Source organism: Neokomagataea thailandica NBRC 106555, from assembly GCF_001598495.1.
Taxonomy (GTDB): Bacteria; Pseudomonadota; Alphaproteobacteria; order Acetobacterales; family Acetobacteraceae; genus Gluconobacter; species Gluconobacter thailandicus_A.
This window is the reverse complement of the sequence record NZ_BCZB01000007.1, coordinates 1-25061: the sequence shown is the minus strand read 5'-3', so window position 1 is coordinate 25061 and position 25061 is coordinate 1. Positions and strand designations below refer to the sequence as shown.

General features: G+C 51.8%; 24 protein-coding genes. 9 read left to right on the top strand and 15 right to left on the bottom strand.

The window, feature by feature from the left end:
* Window positions 1-7: 7 nt before the first annotated feature.
* The 4 genes from infB to rimP are packed head-to-tail and all read right to left on the bottom strand — an operon-like array spanning window position 8 to window position 5675.
* Window positions 8-2788 (bottom strand): translation initiation factor IF-2, encoded by a 2781-nt coding sequence (gene infB, locus NTH01S_RS03290; protein WP_068169413.1) that lies wholly within the window; start codon window positions 2786-2788, stop codon window positions 8-10.
* Entirely contained in the window at window positions 2785-3501 is a 717-nt protein-coding gene (locus NTH01S_RS03285) for an RNA-binding protein (protein WP_245642097.1), read from the bottom strand. The genes infB and NTH01S_RS03285 overlap by 4 nt, the downstream gene beginning before the upstream one ends.
* Window positions 3470-5029, bottom strand: a complete 1560-nt coding sequence (gene nusA, locus NTH01S_RS03280) for a transcription termination factor NusA (RefSeq protein ID WP_068169410.1) — start codon at window positions 5027-5029, stop codon at window positions 3470-3472. Before nusA ends, NTH01S_RS03285 begins: the two co-directional genes overlap by 32 nt.
* Before the next feature lie 37 nt (window positions 5030-5066).
* Window positions 5067-5675, bottom strand: a complete 609-nt coding sequence (gene rimP, locus NTH01S_RS03275; protein WP_157070853.1) for a ribosome maturation factor RimP — start codon at window positions 5673-5675, stop codon at window positions 5067-5069.
* A 271-nt stretch (window positions 5676-5946) separates the two neighbouring features.
* Here rimP and NTH01S_RS03270 point away from each other — a divergent pair, with 271 nt between their 5' ends.
* From NTH01S_RS03270 to NTH01S_RS03260, 3 genes are all read left to right on the top strand, one after another.
* On the top strand, window positions 5947-6525 hold the full coding sequence (locus NTH01S_RS03270; RefSeq protein WP_068169407.1) for a hypothetical protein: 579 nt from the start codon (window positions 5947-5949) through the stop codon (window positions 6523-6525).
* A 14-nt stretch (window positions 6526-6539) separates the two neighbouring features.
* Window positions 6540-7820 (top strand): AAA family ATPase, encoded by a 1281-nt coding sequence (locus NTH01S_RS03265; RefSeq protein ID WP_068169403.1) that lies wholly within the window; start codon window positions 6540-6542, stop codon window positions 7818-7820.
* A gap of 86 nt (window positions 7821-7906) precedes the next feature.
* Complete coding sequence (locus NTH01S_RS03260) at window positions 7907-8839, top strand: hypothetical protein (protein WP_068169400.1); 933 nt, start codon at window positions 7907-7909, stop codon at window positions 8837-8839.
* 25 nt (window positions 8840-8864) lie between these two features.
* Here NTH01S_RS03260 and NTH01S_RS03255 read toward each other — a convergent pair whose 3' ends face one another.
* Together NTH01S_RS03255 and NTH01S_RS03250 are read right to left on the bottom strand one after the other, a co-directional pair.
* Window positions 8865-10424, bottom strand: coding sequence for an ABC transporter substrate-binding protein/permease (locus NTH01S_RS03255; protein WP_068169397.1), 1560 nt, complete (start codon window positions 10422-10424; stop codon window positions 8865-8867).
* Window positions 10421-11197 (bottom strand): amino acid ABC transporter ATP-binding protein, encoded by a 777-nt coding sequence (locus NTH01S_RS03250; RefSeq protein WP_068169392.1) that lies wholly within the window; start codon window positions 11195-11197, stop codon window positions 10421-10423. Before NTH01S_RS03250 ends, NTH01S_RS03255 begins: the two co-directional genes overlap by 4 nt.
* Window positions 11198-11413: 216 nt before the next feature.
* Between NTH01S_RS03250 and ccmA the strand changes: the two genes are divergently transcribed.
* From ccmA to NTH01S_RS11715, 3 genes are all read left to right on the top strand, one after another.
* Entirely contained in the window at window positions 11414-12052 is a 639-nt protein-coding gene (ccmA, locus tag NTH01S_RS03245) for a heme ABC exporter ATP-binding protein CcmA (RefSeq protein WP_157070849.1), read from the top strand.
* On the top strand, window positions 12049-12714 hold the full coding sequence (gene ccmB, locus NTH01S_RS03240) for a heme exporter protein CcmB (RefSeq protein ID WP_068169386.1): 666 nt from the start codon (window positions 12049-12051) through the stop codon (window positions 12712-12714). The genes ccmA and ccmB overlap by 4 nt, the downstream gene beginning before the upstream one ends.
* A 347-nt stretch (window positions 12715-13061) precedes the next feature.
* Window positions 13062-13361 (top strand): hypothetical protein, encoded by a 300-nt coding sequence (locus tag NTH01S_RS11715; protein WP_157070848.1) that lies wholly within the window; start codon window positions 13062-13064, stop codon window positions 13359-13361.
* 143 nt (window positions 13362-13504) lie between these two features.
* Here NTH01S_RS11715 and NTH01S_RS03235 read toward each other — a convergent pair whose 3' ends face one another.
* Entirely contained in the window at window positions 13505-14035 is a 531-nt protein-coding gene (locus NTH01S_RS03235; protein WP_068169383.1) for a cytochrome b, read from the bottom strand.
* A gap of 171 nt (window positions 14036-14206) precedes the next feature.
* Between NTH01S_RS03235 and NTH01S_RS03230 the strand changes: the two genes are divergently transcribed.
* Window positions 14207-14785 carry a YqaA family protein gene (locus tag NTH01S_RS03230; RefSeq protein WP_068169381.1) on the top strand — a complete coding sequence of 193 codons (579 nt, stop codon included), beginning with the start codon at window positions 14207-14209 and terminating at the stop codon, window positions 14783-14785.
* Between the two features lie 8 nt (window positions 14786-14793).
* Here the strand turns inward: NTH01S_RS03230 and NTH01S_RS03225 are convergent, their stop codons facing one another.
* The gene (locus tag NTH01S_RS03225; RefSeq protein ID WP_157070847.1) at window positions 14794-16767 is read right to left on the bottom strand and encodes a transglycosylase SLT domain-containing protein; all 1974 of its coding nucleotides are present in this window, start codon (window positions 16765-16767) and stop codon (window positions 14794-14796) included.
* Between the two features lie 179 nt (window positions 16768-16946).
* The gene (locus NTH01S_RS03220; RefSeq protein WP_068169376.1) at window positions 16947-17741 is read right to left on the bottom strand and encodes a uracil-DNA glycosylase; all 795 of its coding nucleotides are present in this window, start codon (window positions 17739-17741) and stop codon (window positions 16947-16949) included.
* A gap of 67 nt (window positions 17742-17808) precedes the next feature.
* On the opposite strand from NTH01S_RS03220, the gene NTH01S_RS03215 reads away from it, so the two are divergent.
* The gene (locus NTH01S_RS03215) at window positions 17809-19638 is read left to right on the top strand and encodes a tetratricopeptide repeat protein (RefSeq protein ID WP_157070846.1); all 1830 of its coding nucleotides are present in this window, start codon (window positions 17809-17811) and stop codon (window positions 19636-19638) included.
* Window positions 19635-20507, top strand: coding sequence for a 4-(cytidine 5'-diphospho)-2-C-methyl-D-erythritol kinase (locus NTH01S_RS03210; protein WP_068169370.1), 873 nt, complete (start codon window positions 19635-19637; stop codon window positions 20505-20507). The genes NTH01S_RS03215 and NTH01S_RS03210 overlap by 4 nt, the downstream gene beginning before the upstream one ends.
* 707 nt (window positions 20508-21214) lie before the next feature.
* Here the strand turns inward: NTH01S_RS03210 and NTH01S_RS03205 are convergent.
* The 6 genes from NTH01S_RS03205 to NTH01S_RS12045 form a co-directional block, all read right to left on the bottom strand.
* On the bottom strand, window positions 21215-21610 hold the full coding sequence (locus NTH01S_RS03205; RefSeq protein WP_068169369.1) for a response regulator: 396 nt from the start codon (window positions 21608-21610) through the stop codon (window positions 21215-21217).
* Between the two features lie 13 nt (window positions 21611-21623).
* The gene (locus NTH01S_RS03200) at window positions 21624-22589 is read right to left on the bottom strand and encodes a chemotaxis protein CheB (protein WP_068169366.1); all 966 of its coding nucleotides are present in this window, start codon (window positions 22587-22589) and stop codon (window positions 21624-21626) included.
* The gene (locus tag NTH01S_RS03195) at window positions 22586-23356 is read right to left on the bottom strand and encodes a CheR family methyltransferase (RefSeq protein WP_068169363.1); all 771 of its coding nucleotides are present in this window, start codon (window positions 23354-23356) and stop codon (window positions 22586-22588) included. Before NTH01S_RS03195 ends, NTH01S_RS03200 begins: the two co-directional genes overlap by 4 nt.
* A complete protein-coding gene (locus NTH01S_RS03190; RefSeq protein WP_068169359.1) occupies window positions 23349-23765 on the bottom strand; it encodes a chemotaxis protein CheW in 417 nt (138 codons plus the stop codon). Before NTH01S_RS03190 ends, NTH01S_RS03195 begins: the two co-directional genes overlap by 8 nt.
* On the bottom strand, window positions 23758-24912 hold the full coding sequence (locus NTH01S_RS03185; RefSeq protein ID WP_068169356.1) for a chemotaxis protein CheA: 1155 nt from the start codon (window positions 24910-24912) through the stop codon (window positions 23758-23760). Before NTH01S_RS03185 ends, NTH01S_RS03190 begins: the two co-directional genes overlap by 8 nt.
* Window positions 24879-25061: hypothetical protein (locus NTH01S_RS12045; RefSeq protein ID WP_245642095.1), on the bottom strand; the 183-nt coding region annotated here is incomplete at its 5' end. The genes NTH01S_RS12045 and NTH01S_RS03185, both read right to left, overlap by 34 nt.

The window sequence follows — 25061 nt, the reverse complement described above, 5'->3', positions numbered from 1 at the left end:
CGTGAACTCAAGCTGGGATCACTTCCATTTCATAGCATTCGACGACATCGCCTTCACGCAGGTCATTGAAACCAGCGAAGGAAAGACCGCACTCATAACCACGCGCCACTTCCTTGACGTCATCCTTGAAGCGCTTGAGCTGGCTGAGATCACCTTCATGGATCACAACGTTCTCACGCAGCAAGCGGACGCCACAGCCACGCTTGACCTGACCTTCGGTAACATAGCAACCAGCAACCTTGCCTGTCTTGGTAATATTGAAGACCTGACGGATCTCCGCATAACCCAAGAACTTTTCACGATGCTTCGGCGCAACCTTACCCTTAACCAACTGCTCAACATCATCAGCAACCTGATAAATAATTGAGTAGTAGCGGATATCCACGCTCTCACGCTGCGCCAATTCACGCGCTTGCGTTGTTGCACGGACGTTAAACGCCACAATCACAGCATTCGAGGCTTTCGCAAGCTGAATGTCACTTTCCGTAATCTGACCCACACTTGCGTTCAGAACACGTACCGCAACTTCTTCATGCGCCAGCTTCTGCACCGTCGCGGCAATCGCTTCAGCAGAACCCTGCACGTCCGCCTTGATCAGCAGTGCAACTTCCTTCTGCACGCCAGCCTGAATACGCGCCAACATCTGATCCAGAGTACCACGCGCCGCAACCTGTGCCGCAGCTGACTTCTCTTTGATCTTCCGCTGACGGAACTCACTGATTTCACGAGCGCGGGTATCGTTCTCAACGACGACAAACGCTTCACCAGCACCCGGCACCCCCGTCAGGCCCAGCACTTCTACTGGCACAGACGGACCTGCCTCTTTCAACTGGCGACCACGATCATCCAGAACCGCACGAACACGTCCCCACTCAGCGCCAGCAACAACAATATCACCACGCTTCAGAGTACCCTTCTGCACCAAGACAGATGCAACAGGGCCACGGCCACGATCCAGACGGCTCTCAATCACTGCACCTTCAGCAATACGCTTCGGGTTCGCCTTGAGGTCGAGCATCTCAGCTTGCAGCAGGATCGCTTCTTCAAGCTTATCCAAGCCCGTACGCTTCAGCGCAGAGACTTCAACATCCTGCGTGTCACCACTCATTGCTTCAACCACAATTTCATGGCTCAGCAACTCTTGGCGAACACGGTCAGGGTTAGCACCCGGCTTATCAATTTTATTGATCGCCACGATCAACGGCGCATTGGCTGCTTTCGCATGCTTAATCGCTTCAATCGTCTGCGGCATCACGCCATCATCAGCCGCAACCACCAGCACGACAATATCCGTGACAGACGCACCACGTGCACGCATTGACGTAAACGCTTCATGGCCCGGTGTATCCAAGAAGGTAATCTTCTTACCAGATGGCACCTGAACCTGATACGCGCCGATATGCTGCGTAATACCGCCCGCTTCACCAGCAGCCACGTCGGTCGTACGCAGCGCATCCAGCAAGGATGTCTTACCGTGGTCAACGTGACCCATGATGGTCACAACCGGCGCACGCGGTGCCAGATCTTCTGCGCGATCCTCAACACCTTCAATGCCGATTTCCACATCGCTCTCAGACACACGCTTCACACGATGGCCGAATTCTTCAACCACCAGCTCCGCCGTATCCGCATCAATGCTCTGCGCAGCCGTTGCCATCACACCCATCTTCATGAGGGCCTTAATGACTTCACCCTGACGGGAGGCCATACGGTTCGCAAGTTCAGCAACCGTAATCGTTTCTGGCACGATCACATCACGAACCACACGCACCTGGTCAGAACGCAGACGCTCCAACTCAGCCTGACGACGTTCACGATCACGCTGACGACGTACAGAAGCCAATGAGCGGGTCTTGCCGTCATCACCTTCAATCGCCGCGCGCACATCAATACGCCCGCTACGACGCGCACCACCTGAACTGCTCTTACGCTGTTGCGAAGAGGACGGTGACGAAGAACGGCGCGCTGGCGCACCGCCACCCGCATTCCCCTTACGAACAGGACGGCGCTCTTCTTCTGGACCAGCGGCTGCCGCAGCCGCATTGTTATTGCGCAGATGCAGCGTTTCCGCACGGTTACCACCCGATGAGGCCGGTGCCGCAGGACGTGCCTTCTGCACTGGGCGAGCAGGCATAATCGCACGCTCAGCCAATGGACGCAGTCGCTCCGTCGGCGCCGCAAGCTGCACACCACCGGTCGAGTGAGCACGCGGATCCAGAGGAGCACGACGCGCCTCTTCTTCTGCTGCACGTTCAGCCGCACGCTGTGCCGCCTCTTCTGCGGCAACCTTGGCAGCTTCTGCTGCTGCGGCATCACGCGCTTGCGCATCTGCATGCGCTTGACGCTCACTGGCCTCAGCCGCTTCACGTTCTGCGTTTAGGCGCGCTTCTTCATCCGCTTTACGCTGCGCTTCAGCCGCAGACATAATCTGAATTTTTTCAGCTTCGCGGCGCGCTGCTTCTTCAGCAGCAGCCTTACGCTGCGCTTCCAGCACACGCTGACGCGTTGCCAATTCAGCCGCCGTTAACGCACGACCACCAGCACCACCTCGGGCACCACGACCGGAACCACCCGGCCCACCCGAAGGACGCTTCGGTTTGCGCACTTCGACCTGCACCTCTTTGGAGCGGCCATGACTGAAGCTTTGACGCACTGACCCAGCACCGACCGTGCGGCCACCCTCTTTCCGTCCATTTGGACGCAAGGACAGTCGGGCCGATTTATTCTGCTCTCCACCCTGGGTAGGGGTCTGCTTTCCGTCCTGGTTGCGCTCGTTGCCGTCGCTCATAGTTCTGCCTGTTCCTCACTGCCCCCATCAGGGCCTGGAGGCAGCAAACCCGCTACCCCCGAAAATCTCTCATGCTCGGTGATCAAGCGCTGTGCCAACGCACCTTGCGTCAACACAACATAGACCGCCCGTTCCCGTCCGAACGCCGAGGTTAAGATCCGATCTGGGACCACAACCATCGGTATATCACGCCGCCCCGACATCAGTCGGGCACACTCATCGGGACTACCCGTCTGCGACCGAACGACCAGCGCTGCTTTGCCAGAAATCAACCATTCCCGGCACTTTTGAAAACCACAGACCGCCTGCCCCGCCCGACGCGCCAAACTGACGACATCAGCCATACGGCGAACCAACCCTGCTTCCACAAGATCAGCCAACCCTTCAGGGACAACAACCTGGGCTTTGGCCGCCCGGGCGAATGCCTGTCGTATGCGTGGGCTGTCTATCACATCCCGCCGCGCACTCAACCACATTCCTCGCCCAGGTAGGCGCCCCGCCACATCGGGGAACACCTGCTGACCAGGCCCCACAACGAAACGTATCATCGTTGCAGAGCTTTTCACCTCCCGTGTAACGAGGCAACGTCGCTCAGAAATAGGCTTTTTACCGCCTTTTTCTAGAGAAACATCGCCACCGTCTTCATCACGGTCAAGGGCAGTGCCATCAGTATCGGATAACTCAGACGTCGCCCGACTCCTCATGCGTTTCATTATGAGACGGTGCTTCACTTTCTGAGGATTCGTCCTCAAACCAGTGAGCACGAGCCGCCATGATCACTTCATTAGCCGTCTCTTCATCCATCGAATCGCCCCCGAGAATTTCAACCAGTTCATCACCGGCCAGATCCCCGAGATCATCCAATGTCTTCACACCCTTTTCACCGAGCGTAACCAGCATTTGGTTCGTGAATACGCCTAAATCAACCACCTGATCCGTCACGCCAAGGGCTTTACGCTTATCATCAAGCGCCTGCTCCTTGCTGGCCAGATAATCATTGGCACGATCCATCAGCTCTTCAGCAACACTCTCATCGAAACCTTCGATATCATGCAAATCTGCAGGCTCAGCGTAAGCCAATTCTTCAATGGTGTGATACCCTTCTGTCACCAGAAGACCAGCAATCACATCATCAACATCAAGCGACTCAACGAAGAGGTTAGTACGCTTACGGAACTCTTCCTGACGGCGCTCGGATTCTTCCGCTTCCGTCAAAATATCAATATCCCAGCGCGTTAACTGGCTAGCCAAGCGCACGTTCTGACCACGACGACCAATTGCCAAAGACAACTGCTCATCCGGCACCACAACTTCAACGCGCCCAGCTTCTTCGTCCATCACGACTTTGCTGACTTCCGCAGGTGCCAGAGCATTGACAACGAATGTTGCCGCTTCTGGGCTCCACGGAATAATGTCGATTTTTTCGCCTTGGAGTTCAGCAACCACCGCCTGCACACGTGAACCACGCATACCAACGCAAGCACCGACCGGGTCAATCGCCGCATCACGTGAAATCACCGCCATCTTAGCGCGCGAACCCGGATCACGGGCCACAGCCTTAATTTCGATGATGCCATCGTAAATTTCAGGCACTTCCTGAGCAAATAATTTCGCCAAGAAAGCCGGATGCGTACGCGACAGGAAAATCTGCGGACCACGCGTCTCATCACGTACATCATAGATGTAAGCACGGACACGCTCAGAATTACGGAACGCTTCACGTGGGATCAACTCATCACGGCGCAACAAAGCCTCCGTGCTACCGATCTCAACCATAAGGTTGCCGTATTCCGTACGCTTAACCGTACCGTTAACGACTTCGCCTACACGATCCTTGAACTCATCGTACTGACGTTTACGCTCATATTCACGCACACGCTGAACGATAACTTGCTTCGCTGTTTGCGCAGCAATACGGCCAAAATCGATCGGCGGCAGCGGATCAACCAAATGCTCACCGACGTTAATTTCAGGCTGAAATTTACGTGCGATATGCACCGGAATCTGCGTATCTTCGTTTTCCACCTCTTCGACCACTTCGGTCCAACGGCTCAAACGAACTTCGCCCGTCTTGCGATCAATCGTCGCGCGAATATCTTTTTCATGGCCATATTTGGCGCGACCAGCCTTCTGGATGGCCTGCTCCATTGCCTCCAGCACCTCATCACGATCAATATTTTTCTCGCGAGAGACCGCATCCGCCACCAAAAGCAATTCGGGACGGCTCACAGATGTGTCCATTACTTAGGACCTCCAACCAGCATGAAACAGGTCATCTTCAGTTCTTCCCTAAAGCTTTTTTGCCAGAGCCTTTTTTGCCCGGCTTACCTGCATTTAGCTTCGGCACACGACGCTCTTCGCCATCCTCTGCCTGATCTTGCTTCACACCAGACAGCGCTGCACTTGCTTCAATCAAAGCATCAGTCAGCACCAAACGGGCTTTGCGAATATCAGCCAAAGGCAAGACCGCTTCAGCACCATCATCCAGACGGATGAGCCCTGCGCCATCGCGCGTACCCATCACAACCCCGGTGAAACGACGTCGACCATCAATCGGCACATCCACTTCGGCTTTCACCAAATGCCCCGAAAAGCGGTCCCAGTCTTTTAGACGGGTCAAAGGACGGTCAATCCCCGCAGAGGATACTTCAAGCATCCACGCGCCGGGAATCGGATCATCCACGTCCAGAACAGCACCAACGGCATGGCTAATCTGCTCACAGTCCTCGACTGAGATCAGAGTACCATCCGCACGGTCTGCCATAACTTGCACAGTCGGCGTTTCGCGCCCGAGCACCGAAAGGCGCACGAGTTCGAACCCAAGATCCGCCAAAGTCGGCGCGATCCGCCCCGCAATACGAGCCTCAAGCCCGCCTAAATGCGGCATCTCCGGGTAAGCCGGAGCATCATCAGAAAAAGTGTCGCGTTCTGCCAAAACAAAAAAGGCGGCCCGTAAAGGCCACCCCCCGAAAAAAGAGCGGAAGATGAAAGGAATACCAACTTCAATAAGACAGCCCGCCCCCAAACGCAAGCTTTAGATATATGCGCACGCCACTCACCGAAAGAAACCACCCGCCATAATCAGAAAGAATAGTTTACATTTCCCTACAGGCCCAAAGCTTGCTTTCCAGCCCCATGATGGGTGAGATGACATAACCATGACATCGTACCCACCTCCCCAGCCCGAACTGCAAAAGCCACGCTCCCAGCAGACATCACACGCTGCCCCTCTCGCACTATGCCTTGCCTCGGTTTTCGCACTTGGGGGCGGGTTTTATGCTTACACACACGCTCAACCCGATACGACACACACGCACACCACCCCGCAAATCGCCCCCTTCCAAGCGGCGTCCCAGCTTGCAATGCTTTCTTTAGACCAAGCCCCAAAAGCCCTCGCACAAGCCCCTTTTGACCCCACAACACGCGCAAAAATTATGGCCGCTTTACAGCGCGGAGATATGCGCCTCGCACAACTCCCCCTCTTAGATGCCGCAGGCACCCCCGGCCAGATTATTGATGTTACCAGCGCAGGAATCACACAGCGCATTGTCTTGACCGGTAGTTTTCAGCCTGTTTTACTACCCATCACAATCGCAGGCGCCGTCACCATCACCCCCGTAACACCACCCCATAATGCCGCTTTGTCTATCATCGCCATGACAGCTCTCGGCCCACAGGCCCTGCCTTCTTTCACCGCGCTGAACCAAGCCATTGAACTTGGCGTTATCGTCCAATGACAAGGCTCTTATAAATGTTCCGCTCCCTCATTCCCGCCCTAAACCGCGCCATGCCTCTGATGATGGCCGTCTTTCTAATCCTCGCCGTTGTACAGGTCGCAGTCATGCTCCACCTGTCGCTCGCGGGACTAGAACATGCCTTTGAATGGCTGCGCCCTGCCTTCCCCTTCATCGCGGGACTGGGTACGCTCATGGCCATTGCGGGCCTTCTTTATGAAACATCTGCCGAGTCACTGGCCCGAAAAGGCCTTCGTCGCAGGAAAGGCTTTCTTATGGACATCCTCAGCCGCCTCACCAATCGCGGAGCCCTCGAAGAAATGATGGCACGCGAACAGCGTGAAACCGTTATAGACGCTGAAGAACTCGCCGCCTCTCTACGCGCACGCGTTATCGGACAAGACCGGGTCTGTGAGGATATTGCCCAACAGTTACGCCGCCGCTTAGCCCTGCAAGTCCGTGGGAAACCCGTCGGAGTCTTTCTCCTCGCAGGGCCACCAGGCACAGGCAAGACTTACCTCGCCAAACAAATCGCCAAACAAACAGAACGCCCCTTACAGCATTACGACATGACGCAAATGTCGAGCCCACACGCAGCCACGCTCCTCTTCGGCTCCCCACGGGGCTATGTCGGGTCGGATACGTTTGGCACCCTCACAGGCGGCCTCAAAAATACACCTGACGCGGTCGTTCTTTTGGACGAAATTGAAAAAGCACACCCTGATGTCTTCAAAAAATTTCTGACCGCATGGAATGATGGCCACATCACCGAAGCCTCAACCGGCGAACAGATTTCCACCACCCGCGCTATCTTCATTCTCACCTCCAACATCGCCACTGATGCCCTGACAGACATTGCCGAGCGTTTTGAGAATGAACCCGACCGAATGCGCGCAGAATCCGTTGAAGCTCTCAAACGCGCCGGATTCGCCCCTGAAGTTCTGAACCGCCTTGACCGAATTTTCGTCTTCCGCGCCCTACACGGCCTTGACCTCGCACGTGTCGCCGCACTCGAAATTGAAACTATGATCGAAAGCTACGGCCTGCATGTAGAGACAGGTGGCATTGACCCCGCATTGCTGTTCCAACTTCTACAAAAACAGAAAAATTTGGGTACCGGCGCCAGCGCCCGTGACCTCGTGCGCTCTATTGAAGATATGATCAGCGAAAGCCTGATCGTCGCACGTCAACAAGGCGCCAAAATGGTCCGGCTCACCAGTCATGAACAAGGCGTGACCGCAGAGATCAGCCGCGATTCTGACCTACAACTCGCCCGCTCCTCCGCACAACACCCCTAACCACTTACCCCGATCATCACTCCTTACCCGCTTCCAAGCGGGCCATGATCTGCATGCACAGCACTCTTTTATAAGATGAGATCCCCGTGACCGCTTTCACCCGCCTTTGGAAACGCGCCCCCCTCTGGCGCACAGCTCTTCTCCTCGGCGGAGCATCCGCCGGATTAACAGCTTTTTTTCCAACTGCCTCCGTGAAACGCCACGCCCCTTGGCTCCCCGGCCATGCGCCCACGTTACCCTCCACCGACAAGACCGATTCTTCTGCCCAACCCGTCGCTGATAACGACAAAGTCGGCGCACCTGACCCCAACATCACACAACACGGTGCCATTCGTATCGCAGGACACACCATCCCTTTACCAGCCGGAGATTGGCACCCGATCCTCACCGCCCAAAGCGGCCCACGCGGCGAACTCTCCGAACAATTTTTGGCACGCATGGATCGTGGCGTCATCACAGGCATCATCGTCGCCCGCGCAACACAGGTCCCAGTACCAGCCACCGCTGTCATAGGCTTCGACACACCATGCCATGATGACCGCAACTACTACGCGCATATTAGCGAAAAGCCCGCACCGTCTGGCCTCGCCGTCGAAGAATGTACCTTCACCTCAAACGCAATACTCAGCAATGCCTCCGTCAGCACCACCCCGTTTGATCAAGCTGCCTTTGATCGCTTACGCACACTGGCCTACCCCATCCCCCCCCTCATGCTCAGTATTGGGTGGTTTCACGTAGCCCCCGTCCCCGGCACACAAAACATTGAAGCCGAAAATATCATCACACTCATCGCTCCACTTGACCCACAGACAAATCAAGTTGTCGCGCCCCCACTGGCATGGACCAAAGAAAATCTTTCTAAATTCCCACAAGCCAAGCAATTTGTCAGTGACACGAATAGCTGGGCGAAAACATGGACCAATCTTCTCCTGACTGGCTTCGCGCAAAATTTGACTACAGCAGATATTGCTCCAGCAGCCCTCAATGATCCAGCTAGCCCAAGTCGACGAGGCGGCTAAAAAAGACGCGTCGCATTCGCGCTCATTAATGAGGCCGTCCCGCGCCGCCCATACTCCGCCCCATTCTCCGCTCAGCCATACGCGCCAAACGGACAAAAGGCAGACCCAGCAGCAAATACGCTGCGCCAACCATCAGTCCGGTACCAAAATAGTCATAATACGTAGCCGAAAGCCGCACGTAAGCTTGGCTCAACTCACTCAGCGTAATAACCGACACCAAGGAACTGTCCTTCAATAACGAAATAAAATCATTCGTCATGACCGGCACAACCGTTCGAAAAGCCTGCGGGACCACAACCAAACGCAGCGCCTGTAGCTGCGTCATGTTCAAGGCCACCGCCGCTTCTGACTGCCCCTTAGGCACAGACAACAGACCCGCACGATAATTCTCCGCTTCATATGCGGCATAGTTCAGCCCCAGAGACAAAACACCCGCCACGAACGGAGAGAGCCGGATACCAAAAATCGGCAAACCATAAAAAATAAATAACACCTGAATCAGCAATGGTGTGCCGCGAATGATCTCAACATACAGCCCGGCCGTCGTGCGTAGTACCCAACCACCATAATGCCGCGCCAACGCTAAGCTCACACCCAACGCCACAGCCAACACCATCGCCAGAGCTGAAACCGCCAGCGTCATCAATGCGGCACGCCCAATCAGCGGTAGGAAGCCAATATAACGCTTCGCAAGAGCACCCCAACCACGGCCGGTCGTCGCGTCCATTGCATCACGATAACGCTGCCATTCCGTCGGCGCGATATCCGGCTGCGTGTGATCGCCCGTGTAATCCGCCATAGCGGGCGTCCATAGATTCCACTTCGCCAAAATCCGATGCAAAGTGCCGTCTTGAGTAAGGTCAGCTAACGCGGCATCGACACGGCCACACAGTTTTTCTTCACCATGCCGGAACGCAATACCATAAGACGTATGGCCAATTGGCTTCCCAACAATCTGCATGTCCTGAGAGATACTGCCGTAATAAAGCGCAATCGGCTCATCAAGCAAAATAGCATCCAGCCGCCCATTCTTCAGGTCAGCAAACGCATTTGTCTCTTCAACATACGAACGAATTTTGACATGACCATCACGCCGCAAAATCCGTTCTGCCGATGTCTCTTTGATGGTCCCAACCGTACGCCCCTGCAAAGCATCCACCGTCAAAGGTGGATCCTTCATCTCTTTCCGGACAATGATACGGTTACTCGTAATGTAATAAGGGTGAGAAAAGAGAACCGCCGCCTTATGCTCCGGCGTCATCTCAATTCCATCCACCACCATCGCATAAAGCCCACGCGATAGGCCGGGGATTAACCCATCCCAGTCATTTTGAACAAACCGGGACTTTAGCCCCATATGCTCGCCCAGAGCCGCCACGAGGTCATATTCAAAGCCCGTAATGCGGGATTCTTCCGCCGGATCGTGAAAAGTGTAGGGTACGTTTGCCTCCCCATCAGAGGCCCACGGCAAATCCGTTGCGTTCAAAGCACCCGGCACATTGCTCGACGCGGCGCGCGCTGAAGCCGGCGCCAAAACCGATACCCCGACCAAACACGCACATATTAAGGAGAGAAAACGTTTCATCCGAGCAGCGTCCGCAAGAAACGCCGCGTCCGCCCGTCTCGCGGATCGGCAAACATCAGGTCCGGATCGCCACTTTCCACGATCTCCCCCCCCTCAAAATACAACACCCGGTCAGAAGCCGCCTGCGCAAACCGCATATCATGCGTGACCACCAATTGGGTCATTCCTTCCTCATCCAGCGCACGCATCACTGTCAGCACTTCTTCGGACAATTCTGGGTCCAAAGCGGAGGTCGGCTCATCATACAACATAACAGATGGTTTCATGGCCAACGCCCGTGCAATCGCCGCACGCTGCTTTTGTCCACCAGACAAACTATCCGGAAAACGCTCCATCACATGCTCTAAGCCAACTTTCGTCAGCAATTCACGTGCAACAGCCTCAGCCTCGGCCGCAGGCACACGCTTCACATGGATCGGGGCCATCATCACGTTATCCAGCACCGTACGATGTGGAAATAAGTTGAACGACTGAAAAACCATACCGACATGCTGGCGCAATTTATGGGCTTGCGCTTCATGCGCTCTGGTCCAGTGACCGCCTGAGCATGACACCGCGACATCTTCAATATGAACAGACCCAACATCCGGATGCTCAAGAAAATTCAAGCAGCGCAAAAAGGTTGATTTCCCACAGCCCGATGGACCGATAATGGAAATCAGCTCTCCTCGCTCTACATTAAGCGAAATTCCCTTAAGAATTGGGCTGCCACCAAAGGATTTGGCGATGTCACTCGCCCGAAGTACGAGATCAGTCAGTTCCAGGCCCCTCATTCAAAATAGTACATGGCATGAGCATCACACCATGACATACTCTAACACAGAAAACGAACCCCCTCTTAACGGACCTCCCCCATCGGGGCGAGTATTTTCCATCTTTCATGGCCTGAAAGCCCAACACGCGATACGTTTACGCAACACCCCCTTGCGCATCACGCCATTCACGGGTCTAAACTTTTTTGATAACGCTTCTTATTTGCAATGGATGACATGAGTAGCCCGGACACCCCCACGCCCATCCTTACAGTACAGGACCTCTCCGTCATCCGTGGGGATCGCCTCGTGCTGGATGCGGTCAACCTTACCCTTTACCCCGGCGAAGCAATGTTGCTCACCGGGCCCAATGGCGCGGGGAAATCAACACTCCTTCGTACAATCGCAGGGCTACGCCCCCCCACAGGCGGCCAAATCACCCGCGCAGCCTCCCTCTCATGGCTCGGCCATCAAGATGCTCTTAAACCAGCCCTCAGCCTTAGCCATAATCTTGCCCTCGCCGCACAACTCGGCGCAGCACCACTACATGATGTTTTGGCAGCATTAGACCTTACTCACCTCGCAGATCTCCCTGCACGCCTCCTCTCATCCGGACAAAAACGCCGCGCAGCCTTTGCCCGCGTTATGCTCTCCGGCGCAACCTTATGGCTCCTCGATGAACCAAGCGTCGGTCTGGATCAGGCCAGTATTGAACGCCTCGGGCACATTATGGCGCAGCACCGCGCCCAAGGTGGCGCACTCATCGCAACAACACACGTGCCCCTCCCATTACCGAACACACGCACACATCAACTCCCCGTCATCTCACCCAGCACAACGCCGTTAGATGATTTTGATTTGGATATTCTGTCATGACGGCTTTTCTCGCACTTATTCGCCGTGACCTTCTCCTCGCCTTTCGCTTTGGCGCTGATACCCTCGCGACACTCCTTTTCTTTATTCTATGCGGCAGCCTCTTCCCGTTAGCCCTCGGCCCTTCACCGGACTTGCTGCGCCATATGGGACCGGGCATCGTCTGGGTCTGCGCGCTGCTCGCATCTTTACTACCACTTGACCGACTTTTCGGATCTGAGCTGGATGACGGATCGCTGGACTTCTTAATGCTCACGGGCCTTTCGGCCCCATGGGTTGCCCTCGCCAAAATGATCGCTCATTGGCTTACAACGGGCTTACCTCTCATTATTGCTAGCTTACCACTTGGGCTCATGCTCGGCGTGACCGAACAGGAAATGCCCATTCTGCTCATCAGCCTCACACTCGGCACATTGTGCCTTTCACTCCTCGGCGGAATGGCAGCATCCGTTGTGCTGGGCGCACGCCGCGGTGGCGTTCTGCTGCCACTCTTAGTGCTCCCCCTCGCAACACCAATCCTGATCTTTGGCGCATCCGCCTCTTACGCGCCTTTGCTCGGCACATCTGCAGAAAGTGGATTAGACCTCTTGGGCGCGTGCCTCATGGCAGCCCTTCCCCTCAGCCCACTGGCCGCAGGCCAAGGCCTCAAAGCCGCCACTGAATAAATGGTAACTAAACACTCACAACAACTTCACACTCTACAACGCTGCCCCAAGAACCTTGGACGAAACAGCCACACCATATTAGTATCAGCGCCATTATCCCATTCATCCCCACCAGTTGTAAAATGATCAAGACAAGAAGAGCAAAACTCTACAGAAACAAAAAATTCTACGCTGTGACCTGTTCTGAAATCTGGAATGGAGATTTTTTCTCTCGTACGGGTTAGTCAGTATACACAGATCGGAGGTCTGCAACGCCTCAATGGATCGGCGAAAACTTTCGCCGGTCTTTGCACACAAGCGAAGATTTCAAACAAGATTCTTCGCTCTCCCCCGAGATCGTCCATAAAGTGAACTCCGAAACCGGCCGAGCCTTTTTAAACTTCTGGGACAAAATCGTCGTAGACTTTCAAATCAAAGATTGGCGAACCGCTATAACTAAAACAGCCTGCGTATTTTCATGCTGGGACTATGAAAATACAGATCAAATCGAGCTAACAGCCTCACGCGGCGGTGGTGGTGGCCACGGGGCGTGGGATTTGGATAAAAATGATGGAAAGGTTTTTCATGTTTCCATCCATGATACGGATGAAGCCATTGGTGAAACCATTCTGAGAGCGTTCAACGCCTGCAGGCCTCACTACGCCTAGGCGCCCGTCGACCCACACGCATATCCTTCTCTCCGACGCCTAGCACTATTCCACCGGCCAAGCGTCAGAAAGGTAGTCAAACAGCTACCTCACGCACAAAGAGCAACCTAAAACCAATCCTCTTCGGAACGAGGCTCACTTGATCAAAGCATCGTTTCCATGATCCCGTCACGGCGTGAGAAACGATGCAGCAACGCTGCGGTCACATGCCCTGCAATGAACACCCCCAGCACCCATGACACCAGCTGATGCAAAGCGGTAAAGAGCGGAGCCAAGACCGCACTCTTCGCCACTAATGGTGGCAAATGAATCACCCACAACATCGGCACCGGATAGCCGTGAGCAGAAGACATCAACCACCCCGTCACCGGCGTCAGCAGCATCAAACCGTACAAAATCCAATGCGCGACATGAACCACAAAACGCTGCTCTTCCGTTAATACCCCCGGCACTTCAGGCGGCCGGTGCGTAGCACGCCACGCCACACGCACCACAAATAATACAATAACAAACGTCGCAATTTCTTTATGAAACGTCAGCAAACTCAAACGCGTATGGGACGGCCCCACCGGCAGAATACGGTCTGCATAAAAACCAATTCCCCACGCCGCAATGATGATAAAAGCCATCACCCAATGCAAAATCCGCGCCGGCAAAGTATAACGTACCGCCATTTCCCAAAAACTTTCTGTAATGAAAACACTGCCCCAGCGGCAGCCTAAGAACGATTCTTCTTTAAAACAGAAGCCATCTCTCGTCTGCTCCCAGCAAACAACTTTCCATTTATACTGCGGAACGATACGAAAGAAGATACCCTAAAGACGCCCCGCATCCTGAGAGTTCTTGTGCTGACATCCCTTTACAACCGCCTCATGGCCCTCGCGGCATCACCACGCGCCCCTTTTTGGCTCATCATCGTTGCCGCAGCAGAAGCCTCTATCTTCCCAATTCCAGTGGATGTCATGCTCATTCCCATGCTGCTTGCACATCGTGAGCATGCACTACGCCTCGCCGGCTTGTGCACCGCGGCAAGCGTTGCCGGGGGCATCATCGGTTGGGGGTTAGGCGCCTTCCTCATGGAGCATATCGGCGCACCAATCGCTCATTTTTACCACGCCGAGAGCAAAGTCGCCTCGCTGGAAAGCTTGTTCCAACATTACGGGGTTTGGATCATTCTGGCCAAAGGCCTTACGCCACTGCCCTATAAATTCGTCACCATTGCTGCCGGGGCCGCGCATTTTTCGCTTATCCCCTTCATCGCCGCCAGTATCATTACCCGCGGAGCACGCTTTTACCTTGAGGCCATCTTACTCAAACTTTACGGAGAGCCCATCCGGCACTTCATTGAAAAGCGCCTGACCATTCTCCTACTCGCCGCTCTCATTCTCATCCTAGGCGGCGTTGCACTCATCACCCTGCTCTAAACAGAGGATCAATTCACAGCATGCTTCCGCGCCAGGGCCTCTTCCGCAGAAAATGACGGCCATTCAGACGCACTGAGCGCAGCCAAAGACGGCGCACCCACATGAAGGCGGTGCGCATATAGCCACGTATAGGTTAGCGCACGATGCACATAATCACGCGTCTCCGTATTGGGGAGCGTCTCCATAAAATATAACGGATCATGCATATCTGCCTGCTGCGCCGCTTCCCAACGCGCAATCGCGCCCGGCCCTGCATTATATGATGCCAATACCCGCACCAAATCACCGCCGGCTGGATGCGTCGCATCATCAACATGGCTCGACTGCCCAGCCAGATACACAACATACATCTGGCCAATCTCTAAATTGGCTGCTGGGTCACGCAAACGTGCCACCATCCCCGGCGCCACCGTATTAATGGCTACACCCTTGGAATCGTAAATCTGATGAGGATGCGTCACGAACGTCGCCGTTAAAGGACGAATTTGCATCAACCCCTCAGCCCCCACGCCAGAAACAGCACTCGCATCAAAGTTTGATTCAACACGCGTCAGCGCATAGACCAAGGCGGGATCAACCCGAAACCCATGCGCAGGCCGCAGGCTCGGCAACGGCAAAGAAGCCCCCGGCACACCGCTAGGCTGATGCTCTCCATCAACAATCAAAGACGCAAGCTGCTCTGACAAATCCTGAAGGCCCGCCGCCTGCGCCACCAATTGCAAAGACCGCGCACGCGCAGAATCACCCGCTATATCTGGCCATATCTGGCGAATAACAGCCTCTGCGCGGCCCGCCTCACCAATTTGCAGCAAAGCAAACAAACGCCGTCCATCCGGCAGAGCGTTCACCGCTTCAACATCAATTTCACTCAAAACGGGTACTGGGTCATGCAAAGTGAGCTCATGCGCCAAACCCGGCACTCGTGCATGGCCATGCCGACCCTGCTCCAAGCTTTGAGCCGCCAAAAGACCATAAAACGTCTCTTTATGCACCGCAGCCCGATGCAGCCAACTGGCATAACGCGTCATACCATGTACCGGCACCGAGGAACGCCCAGCCCAATACGCAGCAGCGGCCTGAGCTTCCGCCGTTGTCAACGGCGCATTGGCAGCATCTTCAAACAAAGAATAAGCCGCAGCATATTGCCCCGAACGCCACGCCGCCAAACCTGCGACGTAAGCAGGTAGAGCAACCTTATGTTGCCCACGCCCATACCCGGCACTCCCAATACGCAAAGCCGCGCTCGTAACCCCTTGGGATAATAAGCCGAGCGCAATTTCACCATAAAGCTGCCCAGCATAGACATCCGTCATACCCGGCGTTGCATCAACCAAGCGACGTGCACTCTCCGCTCCACGCTCACCCCGCGCAACCCGCTCTTGCACCGTGCGGTCCAACAAAGGGTTACGTGTGAAAGCATGCGCAAGCGGATCTGCTGGCACAGTCGAGCCCGCATGGGCAGAAGCAACCCCAGCATCTGGTGAGAGCGCACGACGAAACGACTGCACCAGCACACTACCCGGAGGAACCATTTTCAACAATTGCGCCTGAATATTTCCGGCATCTGGCAAAGACGCATAATGCTTCAGCCAGTCCTTCAACTCTTCCGACGCAGGCTGCGCTCCAGGCGAAAGGTACCGATCCGCTAAAACATCCCCCAACAAGGTCGTATCGGATAAATGCCGCTGCGTGATCTGCGCGAGGCGCACATCCCCTCGTCGTTGGGCTTGAAAGATCTGGCGATAATGAGCCGCCTCACCCGCAGATAACGGGTGCGGTAAAGACACAGCAGCATCATCTGGCATCCGCCCCTGTGCAAACGCCGTTTCATCATCATGCGCATCTTCTGTCTGGACGGTGCCAGCTTGTGCGAGTTGAGAACGCAGCGTTTGTGCACGCACAGATGCCAAAGAACCACCAGCCACGAGAAGCGCACTGACCACAACAGCACGTGTCGCATTATTACAATTTAGGGGAATCATCCATCGCATAGCGACGAGTGGCTACACGTTTTCACGCACCAAGGCAAGTTCGGCCAAATTTTATGGCCCGCGATGGTACGATCATAGCGAGGCTTTACGATTCGTTCCAGTGGTCAACAGCTTAATTTGGATGGTTTTTTTCTCTTTTGTGCATTTTTTTTGCCACACCTTCCTTCGTGTTACAAAACACCTGCCTTTTCCAAGTGTTCACGCAAAGATAAGAGATCTTCCCACGTCTTACGGCGCATCGGAGCACCAACCCTCAACTGCACAGGATGGTGCATCGGAAAAACAGGAATCGGCTCTTCCAAACCCGGAATTGTCACACTCGTCCAACGCCCCCGCATACGCCCCAACATCACAGCGCCGCACAACATTTTAAGAGGCGTCACACCCAACGTAACGATTCGTTGAGGACGCCCCTCCCGGATCACTTCTTGCAACAATGGCAAACATGCCTTCATTTCAGAAGCACTCACCGACCGTCCACCCGGCGGCCGCCACGGCACAGACGGCACCTGCGATAAAGCAGACCGCGTCACACCAATCGAGGCCAGCATACGATCAAGCAACAGGCCACTCTCTCCCGCAAAAAGAGAGCCCGTGCGATCCTCCTCCGCGTCAGGCACCTCACCGATCAACATCACAGGCGCATTCTCGGCATAAATAGGCCTCAAATGATGCGTCGCCATTCGTGCCAGAAAGGCTGTTTCCGAGAGTTTTTCGACCTCGCCCTGCCGCGCCACGCCGCGCACCGACACCGAACGTTCTACTGCCCGAGGAGCCTCCTCTCCTCCCCGCACAGACGCACGCCCCTCGTACGTCACGGCAGAGCGCGCCGCTTGCACCGCAGATTCGACCTCTGCGAAACGATCTTGCGGTGCCTCTAATAAAGCCTCATCTGCCCCCCAATCACGCAGAAGCGTTAAAGCAGCAAGGTACTCCGCTTGTCTTTGAATCACATCAGGGGTCATGCACTCTCCCGCTTCATGTCTGCTTTCAGTTGGCGACAGACCATACGCGGTCTAAAAGAAATCCATTATGCAGATCAACGGCCTTCCGCACAGGTCGCTTCGGCGCCCTCTCTCCCGCTCCCTTACGCTCCACCGCATAACATGCGGCTTGGCCGGGATCTCCCTCGCTCTTTCCACGACGCCGCATCAAGCCTACGGGCAGAGCATTTTACCAATACACACAGCCTCAACCAATATCACAACCCAAACCTCCCTCACCGGATGGCGCTTGGCGGCCCAAGTCATGATGCAGCGTAATGCCGTCACAGACGCATCTGACGCCCTCCTCCACCTCCTCCCACTTACCACCAATGACCCTACTCTATCGAAGCAAGCTCTAAGCTATGCCGCCATGGACGGGCGCAGCGCGACAGCCCTCGCCCTCGCACGCACCATGCCTGATAATGACATTGCCTCCTTTCTACTCGCCGAAGAAACCCTCGCTCAGCACCAAACGAGCGAAACGCGCCATATCCTCAATCGGAGCAGCCACCCCGGCCCACTCATTGCCCTCGTTGCACCCATTCTCACGGCATGGAGCCTCGTGGACGAACGTGAACCGCTCCGCAACCCCAGCACGTCCTCTATCCGACAGGCCATTACCCTTTTAAACAACGCCGCCTCTTTCGGACCAACGCACAGCCTCCTAGCCCTACACGCCGCGCTCATTGCGGAACGCGCGGCCACTCCAGACACAATCGCCACGCTCTATAGCCGGGTCACACAGAGCACCCCGAACTCTCCCGCCCTACAAATTCTCAACGCACAACTTGAAAGCGGCTGGCTCGCCCAAACCAACCACCGGCAGAATGCCCTCAAACGCTTGGCAGATCTCGGAACACAATCAGCATTAACTGCCCTCACTGTAGAACGCCTGCAAGAACAGCTCCACGCGCGCCCTCCCCTTTCTGCCGCTCAAGCCAGCGCCGTTCTTAATGTGCAAATTGCCACCATGTTGACCGGCACCACACATGACCCCGCCTCTCGGGAGGTCGCCATGATTGCACTTCAACATGCGCTCCACCTCGACCCAGATCTGACCGTCGCCCGTATTTTTCTGGCAGACTTATTCCGCGATGAAGGACAGGCTGAACACGGCCTCATGACCCTCAACCATATTCCTGACACAGACCCATTGGCCATCCTCGCAGCGCAAGAACGCGTCACTTTAGCAAGCCAAACCCACAACCCCGAGGCCACGCGCCACGCCCTACAGCACGCACTCGCCCTCCGCCCGGATGACCAAGTTTTTTTGACACAACTCGCTGATACCGAAGAAAATTCAGGCCTCTACCAAGACGCCATAAAGCACTACTCTCATGCCCTCATCGTCTCATCCCCACGACGCGATGACGTCTGGCCCCTCTTACTGGCCCGTTCCATGGCGTATGACAATGCAGGAGACTGGCCCCATGCACGCGACGACATGACACATGCCTTAGACCTTGCCCCGAGCGAGCCAGACATACTGAACTGCATCGGTTACGCTTCCATTGAACATAATGAAAACCCTGCCCTGGCATTCCGATCCCTCCAAAAAGCCCTGAAACTTCAGCCAGACAATACCGCGTTTCAGGACAGTTACGCTTGGGCGCTGATCAAACTCAAAAAAGACCTCAAAACCGCGACTCCTCTTCTCAACACAGCCGCCGAACATGCCCCTAATGACCCCGAGATTGCTTACCACCTTGGTGTTGCGTACTGGTATCAAGGCCGCCATACAGAAGCTCAAGATCAATGGAATCAAGCACTTGACGATACACCATCAGCACATGATCGCTCCCTCATAGAAGATGCATTGAGCCATAACGGCCCTCATCTTCCTATTTTTGAACACTCATCCGGGCTACTTCCATGACAACAACATTGACATTGCACGATACCGCTCACGCAAAAATCAACCTTTTCCTACACGTCACCGGACGTCGCCCAGACGGTTACCATCTCCTTGACAGCCTCGCCGTATTCGCCGGCGCAGGCGATCACTTAACGGCCAAACTCCATGATCATAAGTGCCACCTCTCCATCACCGGCCCCTTCGCCAACGGCCTTAGCGCATCAGACGATAACCTCATTCTCAAAGCTGCTCATGCACTCAAAGAAAAAACAGGCACCACACAAGGCGTTCATTTGACCCTTGAAAAGAACCTTCCTGTCGCATCTGGCATTGGCGGCGGCTCTGCCGATGCCGCCAGCGCCCTACGCCTGCTCGCCTCATTATGGAAGATCGACACCGCCTTATTACCTGATATCGCTCCAACTCTAGGGGCAGATGTTCCCGTGTGCCTCCATCAAACACCAACCCGCATGCTCGGTATTGGCGAGATTCTAGAACCAGCCCCCGCACTCCCACTCGGCGGCATCTTACTCGCCAACCCGGGGATCGCCGTCTCCACGCCTGATATTTTCCGCCGCTTTTCAGCCGCTGGCGGGCCACAACTCCGCACTCCCCCCATTCTGCCCACACAGTGGGACAACATGGAGCACCTTACCTCTACCTTGATACACACGACCAATGACCTCCAACCTCCAGCCGCCAGCCTCGCACCCGTCATTAATGAAACTCTCAAGGCCATTACTATACTGCCCCACTGTCTCTTATCCCGCATGAGCGGCTCAGGCGCGACGTGTTTTGGACTCTTTCCAACGCCTGAAGATGCCCAAAAAGCCGCTCAAATTTTACGAGAACACTACGATTGGTGGGTTTGGGGCGGCGCCTTCGCTTAACCGCTCATAATTGGGCAGAAGAGCATGGCACTAAATGCCTCTAAGCTGCTCAGAACCTATTGATGTTGGTAGGAAATTTTTCGTCAAACCCTCCAAAGAGACTGAAGATGAACGACCTGTTTTGGCTGACGAATGAACAGATCGAGCGCTACGGCCATTCTGTCCCAAGAGCTACTGCAAAACCTCACACCGCTAACCGCCGCATGCTAGGCGGCATCATTTTCGTGAGTCGCAACGGCCCGCGCCGGCGTGATGCGCCTCTTCACGTGGATGATAGATAGCCTATCTGCTACAAAGGCCGAGCCTCAGGCCATCATGATTGATGGAACCTACCTCACAGCACACCGCACAGCTTCTAAAACAGTGGATCCAGGTCACCTGACCGGTTGCGCCAAAGGCGATAGAATACCAGGCTGTGTACAATCACCGATCGGAACGAACGACTACTGAGCTTTTTTCAAACAGCAGAAGAGGTCAGTGATGACACCCGAGCCTCTGCTCTGCTGGGCAGCCTCCCCATGGCGAAGTGAATGTTGGCGGACCGATGTTATGACGCTAATCAATTCCGGTGCTGCCTAGAGGAAAGAGGGATTAGAGGCCTTGCAGCCCGGGGCGGAGACCCCGTGTAAAACCCGTCAAATATGACGAGCGAGCATACAAACGCCGCAACCGTCATGTTCTGAATATAAGCCTATACAAAACAGACATCATCCCCCACAAACCGGACCAAATACAGCTTCGATTCGTGATTTTAGTGTACTTGTTGTAAATGGCTTAGCCAAAAAATTATTAACACCCTCCGATATCGCTTTTTGTACTAGGTTTTTATTTGCGTGCCCCGTTAACATAATAAAGCCAATTTTTTGCGTGCTCGGCGATGATCGAATAGCGCGCAACAAAGCCAGACCATCCATATCAGGCATATTAAAATCTGAAATAATCAGATGCACTGTATTCGTACGAATATGCTCCAATGCTTCAAGTCCGTTTTTAACGCCCGCCACATGGACAAAACCCAATTGAATCAAACTATTTCTTAACAAAGATCGTATAGAAGTCTGATCATCTACCAATATTATTGACATAGATGCTGCCGTTACCATGATATATATCTTTCTATATTAAACATTTTTGTATTTCCTTTCCAATTTCACCTAACGGAAGTTGCTTACAAACAGCCCCACATTCGAATGCTTTCTTTGGCATGCCATAAACCACAGATGTGTTTTCATCTTGTACAATAGTAAGTGCCCCTTCATTTTTCATTGCCAACAAGCCATGGGCACCATCATCACCCATGCCAGTTAAAATCACGCCAATCGCATTATTCCGGTAAATAGTTGAAATAGAGTTAAATAGAACATTGATAGAAGGGCGATGACCACTCACTTTCTCACCAGAACATAAATGACACACCGCTCTTCCGTTTTTCATAATAATTTTTAAATGCCGCCCCTGCCCTGGCGCCACAAATACAACGCCGTTTTCCAATGGCATACCTTCTTCAGCCAAAACAACTTTTAAACCCATGATTACATTTAGTCTTTTAACCATCCCCTCCGCAAAATTTTGTAATATATGCTGAACAACGACGATAGGTGGCGAATTCACAGAAATATTTTTCAAAACATCTTCCAAGGCGGATATTCCTCCAGTAGAGGAACCAATCGCTATTACTTTATATTTCATCTGGTATCTCTGATAAGATAAGACAATATCCTCAGCCAATCCTGAAAATACTTTTCCACCTTCCTTTTTTGAGAAAAATGAGGTAGCCCCTAAACTATAGGCTGCCTCAGCAATTTTATTATTGCTATCAAAACTTGATACTATAACGACAGGCATAGGGCGAAAATTCATTATTTTCTTTAAAAATTGCAAACCATTCATCCCAGGCATCTCTATATCTAAAGTAATTATATCTGGAGATGTACTAATAATCATATCACGCGCTTCATACGGCGTACCCGCAGCACCAACCACTTGTAATCGTTTATCTTTTTTAAGAGTAAAAGAGATTAATGCACGAGCCGTTATAGAATCATCAATAATTAAGACTTTTATTTTTTTTTCTAATGTCATGTTATTTTCCTATAGGCATTAATCCCAAACATTTTCAACCCATATTGCTCTGGGTTATGTATTCTTTCAGAGTGACCTATGTATAACTCACCTCCCAACAATAACGTTTGTGACATTCTTTGCCACAACTCCTCCCGGCTGATTACATCAAAATATATTGATACATTTCTACAAAATATAACATCAACCTTATGATTAAAATTCCACCCATATTTTAAATTTATTATTTTAAAATCAATATTTTTAGTTATTTCTTCTGAAAAAGAAAAATTATCTTGATTTTTTATAATAAATTTATTGTATTTTTTATATATGTTTTTTATATCATCGTAGGTATATTGATTTTTTTTTGCCAAATTAACTACCCTGCAATTAATATCACTGCCGAGAATTTTATATTTTATATTATTAACACGACATAAGTCATGTATTGAAATAGCTATAGAATATACCTCTTCTCCTGTAGAACAACCAGCTGACCATATTTTTATTTTTTCCTTCACTCTTTTTAAGGCGTTTATTAAGTAAATGAAATGATGTTCTTCTCTATAAAATAGAGTAAAATTAGTTGTTAATTTATCTATTATTTTCTGATCATCATTTAGTAATATACTATAATCAACGTATTTATTAACATCATTAAATCCACTTCCATGAAAGAATTTTTTTATACTATTTCTTAGAAAATCATCTTTTTCCTCCGAAAAAGACAAACCATATTTTTTATTTATGGTTTGTTTTATATAATTAATATCAATATTATTCACCCACCATCACCTTTTCAACCAATTTTATCAAATTAATAGAAAATATTGATCTATTATCATTCTCTATAATTCCATTTATATAATTCATTCCATCTACAAAATTATTTGGAGCATTGCTTATATGATCGTATTCAATAATATCACTTACTGAAAAAACTGAAAATGCCACCAATTTGTTAAGACAATCAACTACAATTAGTGCTTTTTTATTCGATTGCTTTTCTTCTTTAATAATTTCCATGAAATCAAAGACGGGTATAATCTCTCCTCTTATATTGATAAAACCTTCAATATATTTTGTTGTCGACGGCAACACTGTAGGGGTGATCCACTCTTTAATCTCCTTAATGAAGGATATATTATATGAAAAATAGTGGTCGCCACATTTAAAAACCAAGTCTTTATTCACAGTACTCTCCCAATTTAGAGTTATTCTCTATTTTTTTTGCGAAGAAATTTACATCCACTATCAACGAAACACTTCCATCGCCTAATATAGTTGATGATGAAAATCCACCAACATTTTTATAATTTTTTTCTATGGATTTTATCACGAATCTATTTTTATCAACTATTTCATCAACTGCTATTATATACTTTAAACCATATTCAGATACCACACATACGCCGACCCTTGGCAAAATATTTCCTTCATTAAACAGGTGCTTTATATTAAAAACCGATACATATTCATTTCTATATTTATATATACTAACTTCATCTTTGATTTTTATAATTTTACTATAATCAATATCAAATGTCTCCATTACGTCTGATATTGGTATAATAAAATTTTTACTATTTACTCTCAGTAGAATACCCTCCATAACTGACAGAGTTAACGGTAATGAAAGACGAAATTTTGTTCCCTTATTCTCCTCTGAAGAAATACTAATTTTTCCTCCCACTTTATCAATTTCACGCTTCACAATATCCATACCCACCCCCCTCCCCGAAAGGTTCGAAACGGCCTCTGATGTTGAAAAACCCGATGAAAAAATAAGGTTATAAATATCCATCTCCGTCAGATTTTTTTCGTCCGTAATAATGTCATTATTTTTAGCTTTTTTTATTATTTTACTCTTTGATAAGCCACATCCATCATCTTCAACTTCAATGATTACTCTTCCCGAAATATGAAATGCCCTTAAATATATTTTTCCTTTAATAGGCTTAAAATTTAATTTTCTAATTTCACTATTTTCAATGCCATGGTCTACGGAGTTTCTGACCATATGCGTTAAGGGATCTATAATAGCCTCCAATATAGACCTATCTATACTTGTTTTTTCTCCCTCCAATATAAGATCAACTTCTTTATTAGATAACCGAGCCGCTTCTCGCACCACCTTCCTCATTCTTTGAAAGGCTAAATCAATAGGGTGCGCCCTCATCGAAATAATGTTTTCTTGCAATTCTTGCGTAATAACCTCTAGCTTGGATAAACAGTTTGTCTCCTTATTGAAAGTTAGTGAATTTTTTATTTCTTCTTGGAGAATTAAAATCTCTCCCATTAAATCCACTAACTTATCAATACGATATAAATCAACTCGCACACTGCCCCCTCTAGGCGTAGGCGTAGGCGTAGGCGTAGGCGTAGGCGTAGGCGTAGGCGTAGGCGTAGGCGTAGGCGTAGGCGTAGGCGTAGGCGTAGGCGTAGGCGTAGGCGTAGGCGTAAGGCGTAGGCGTAAGGCGTAGGCGTAGG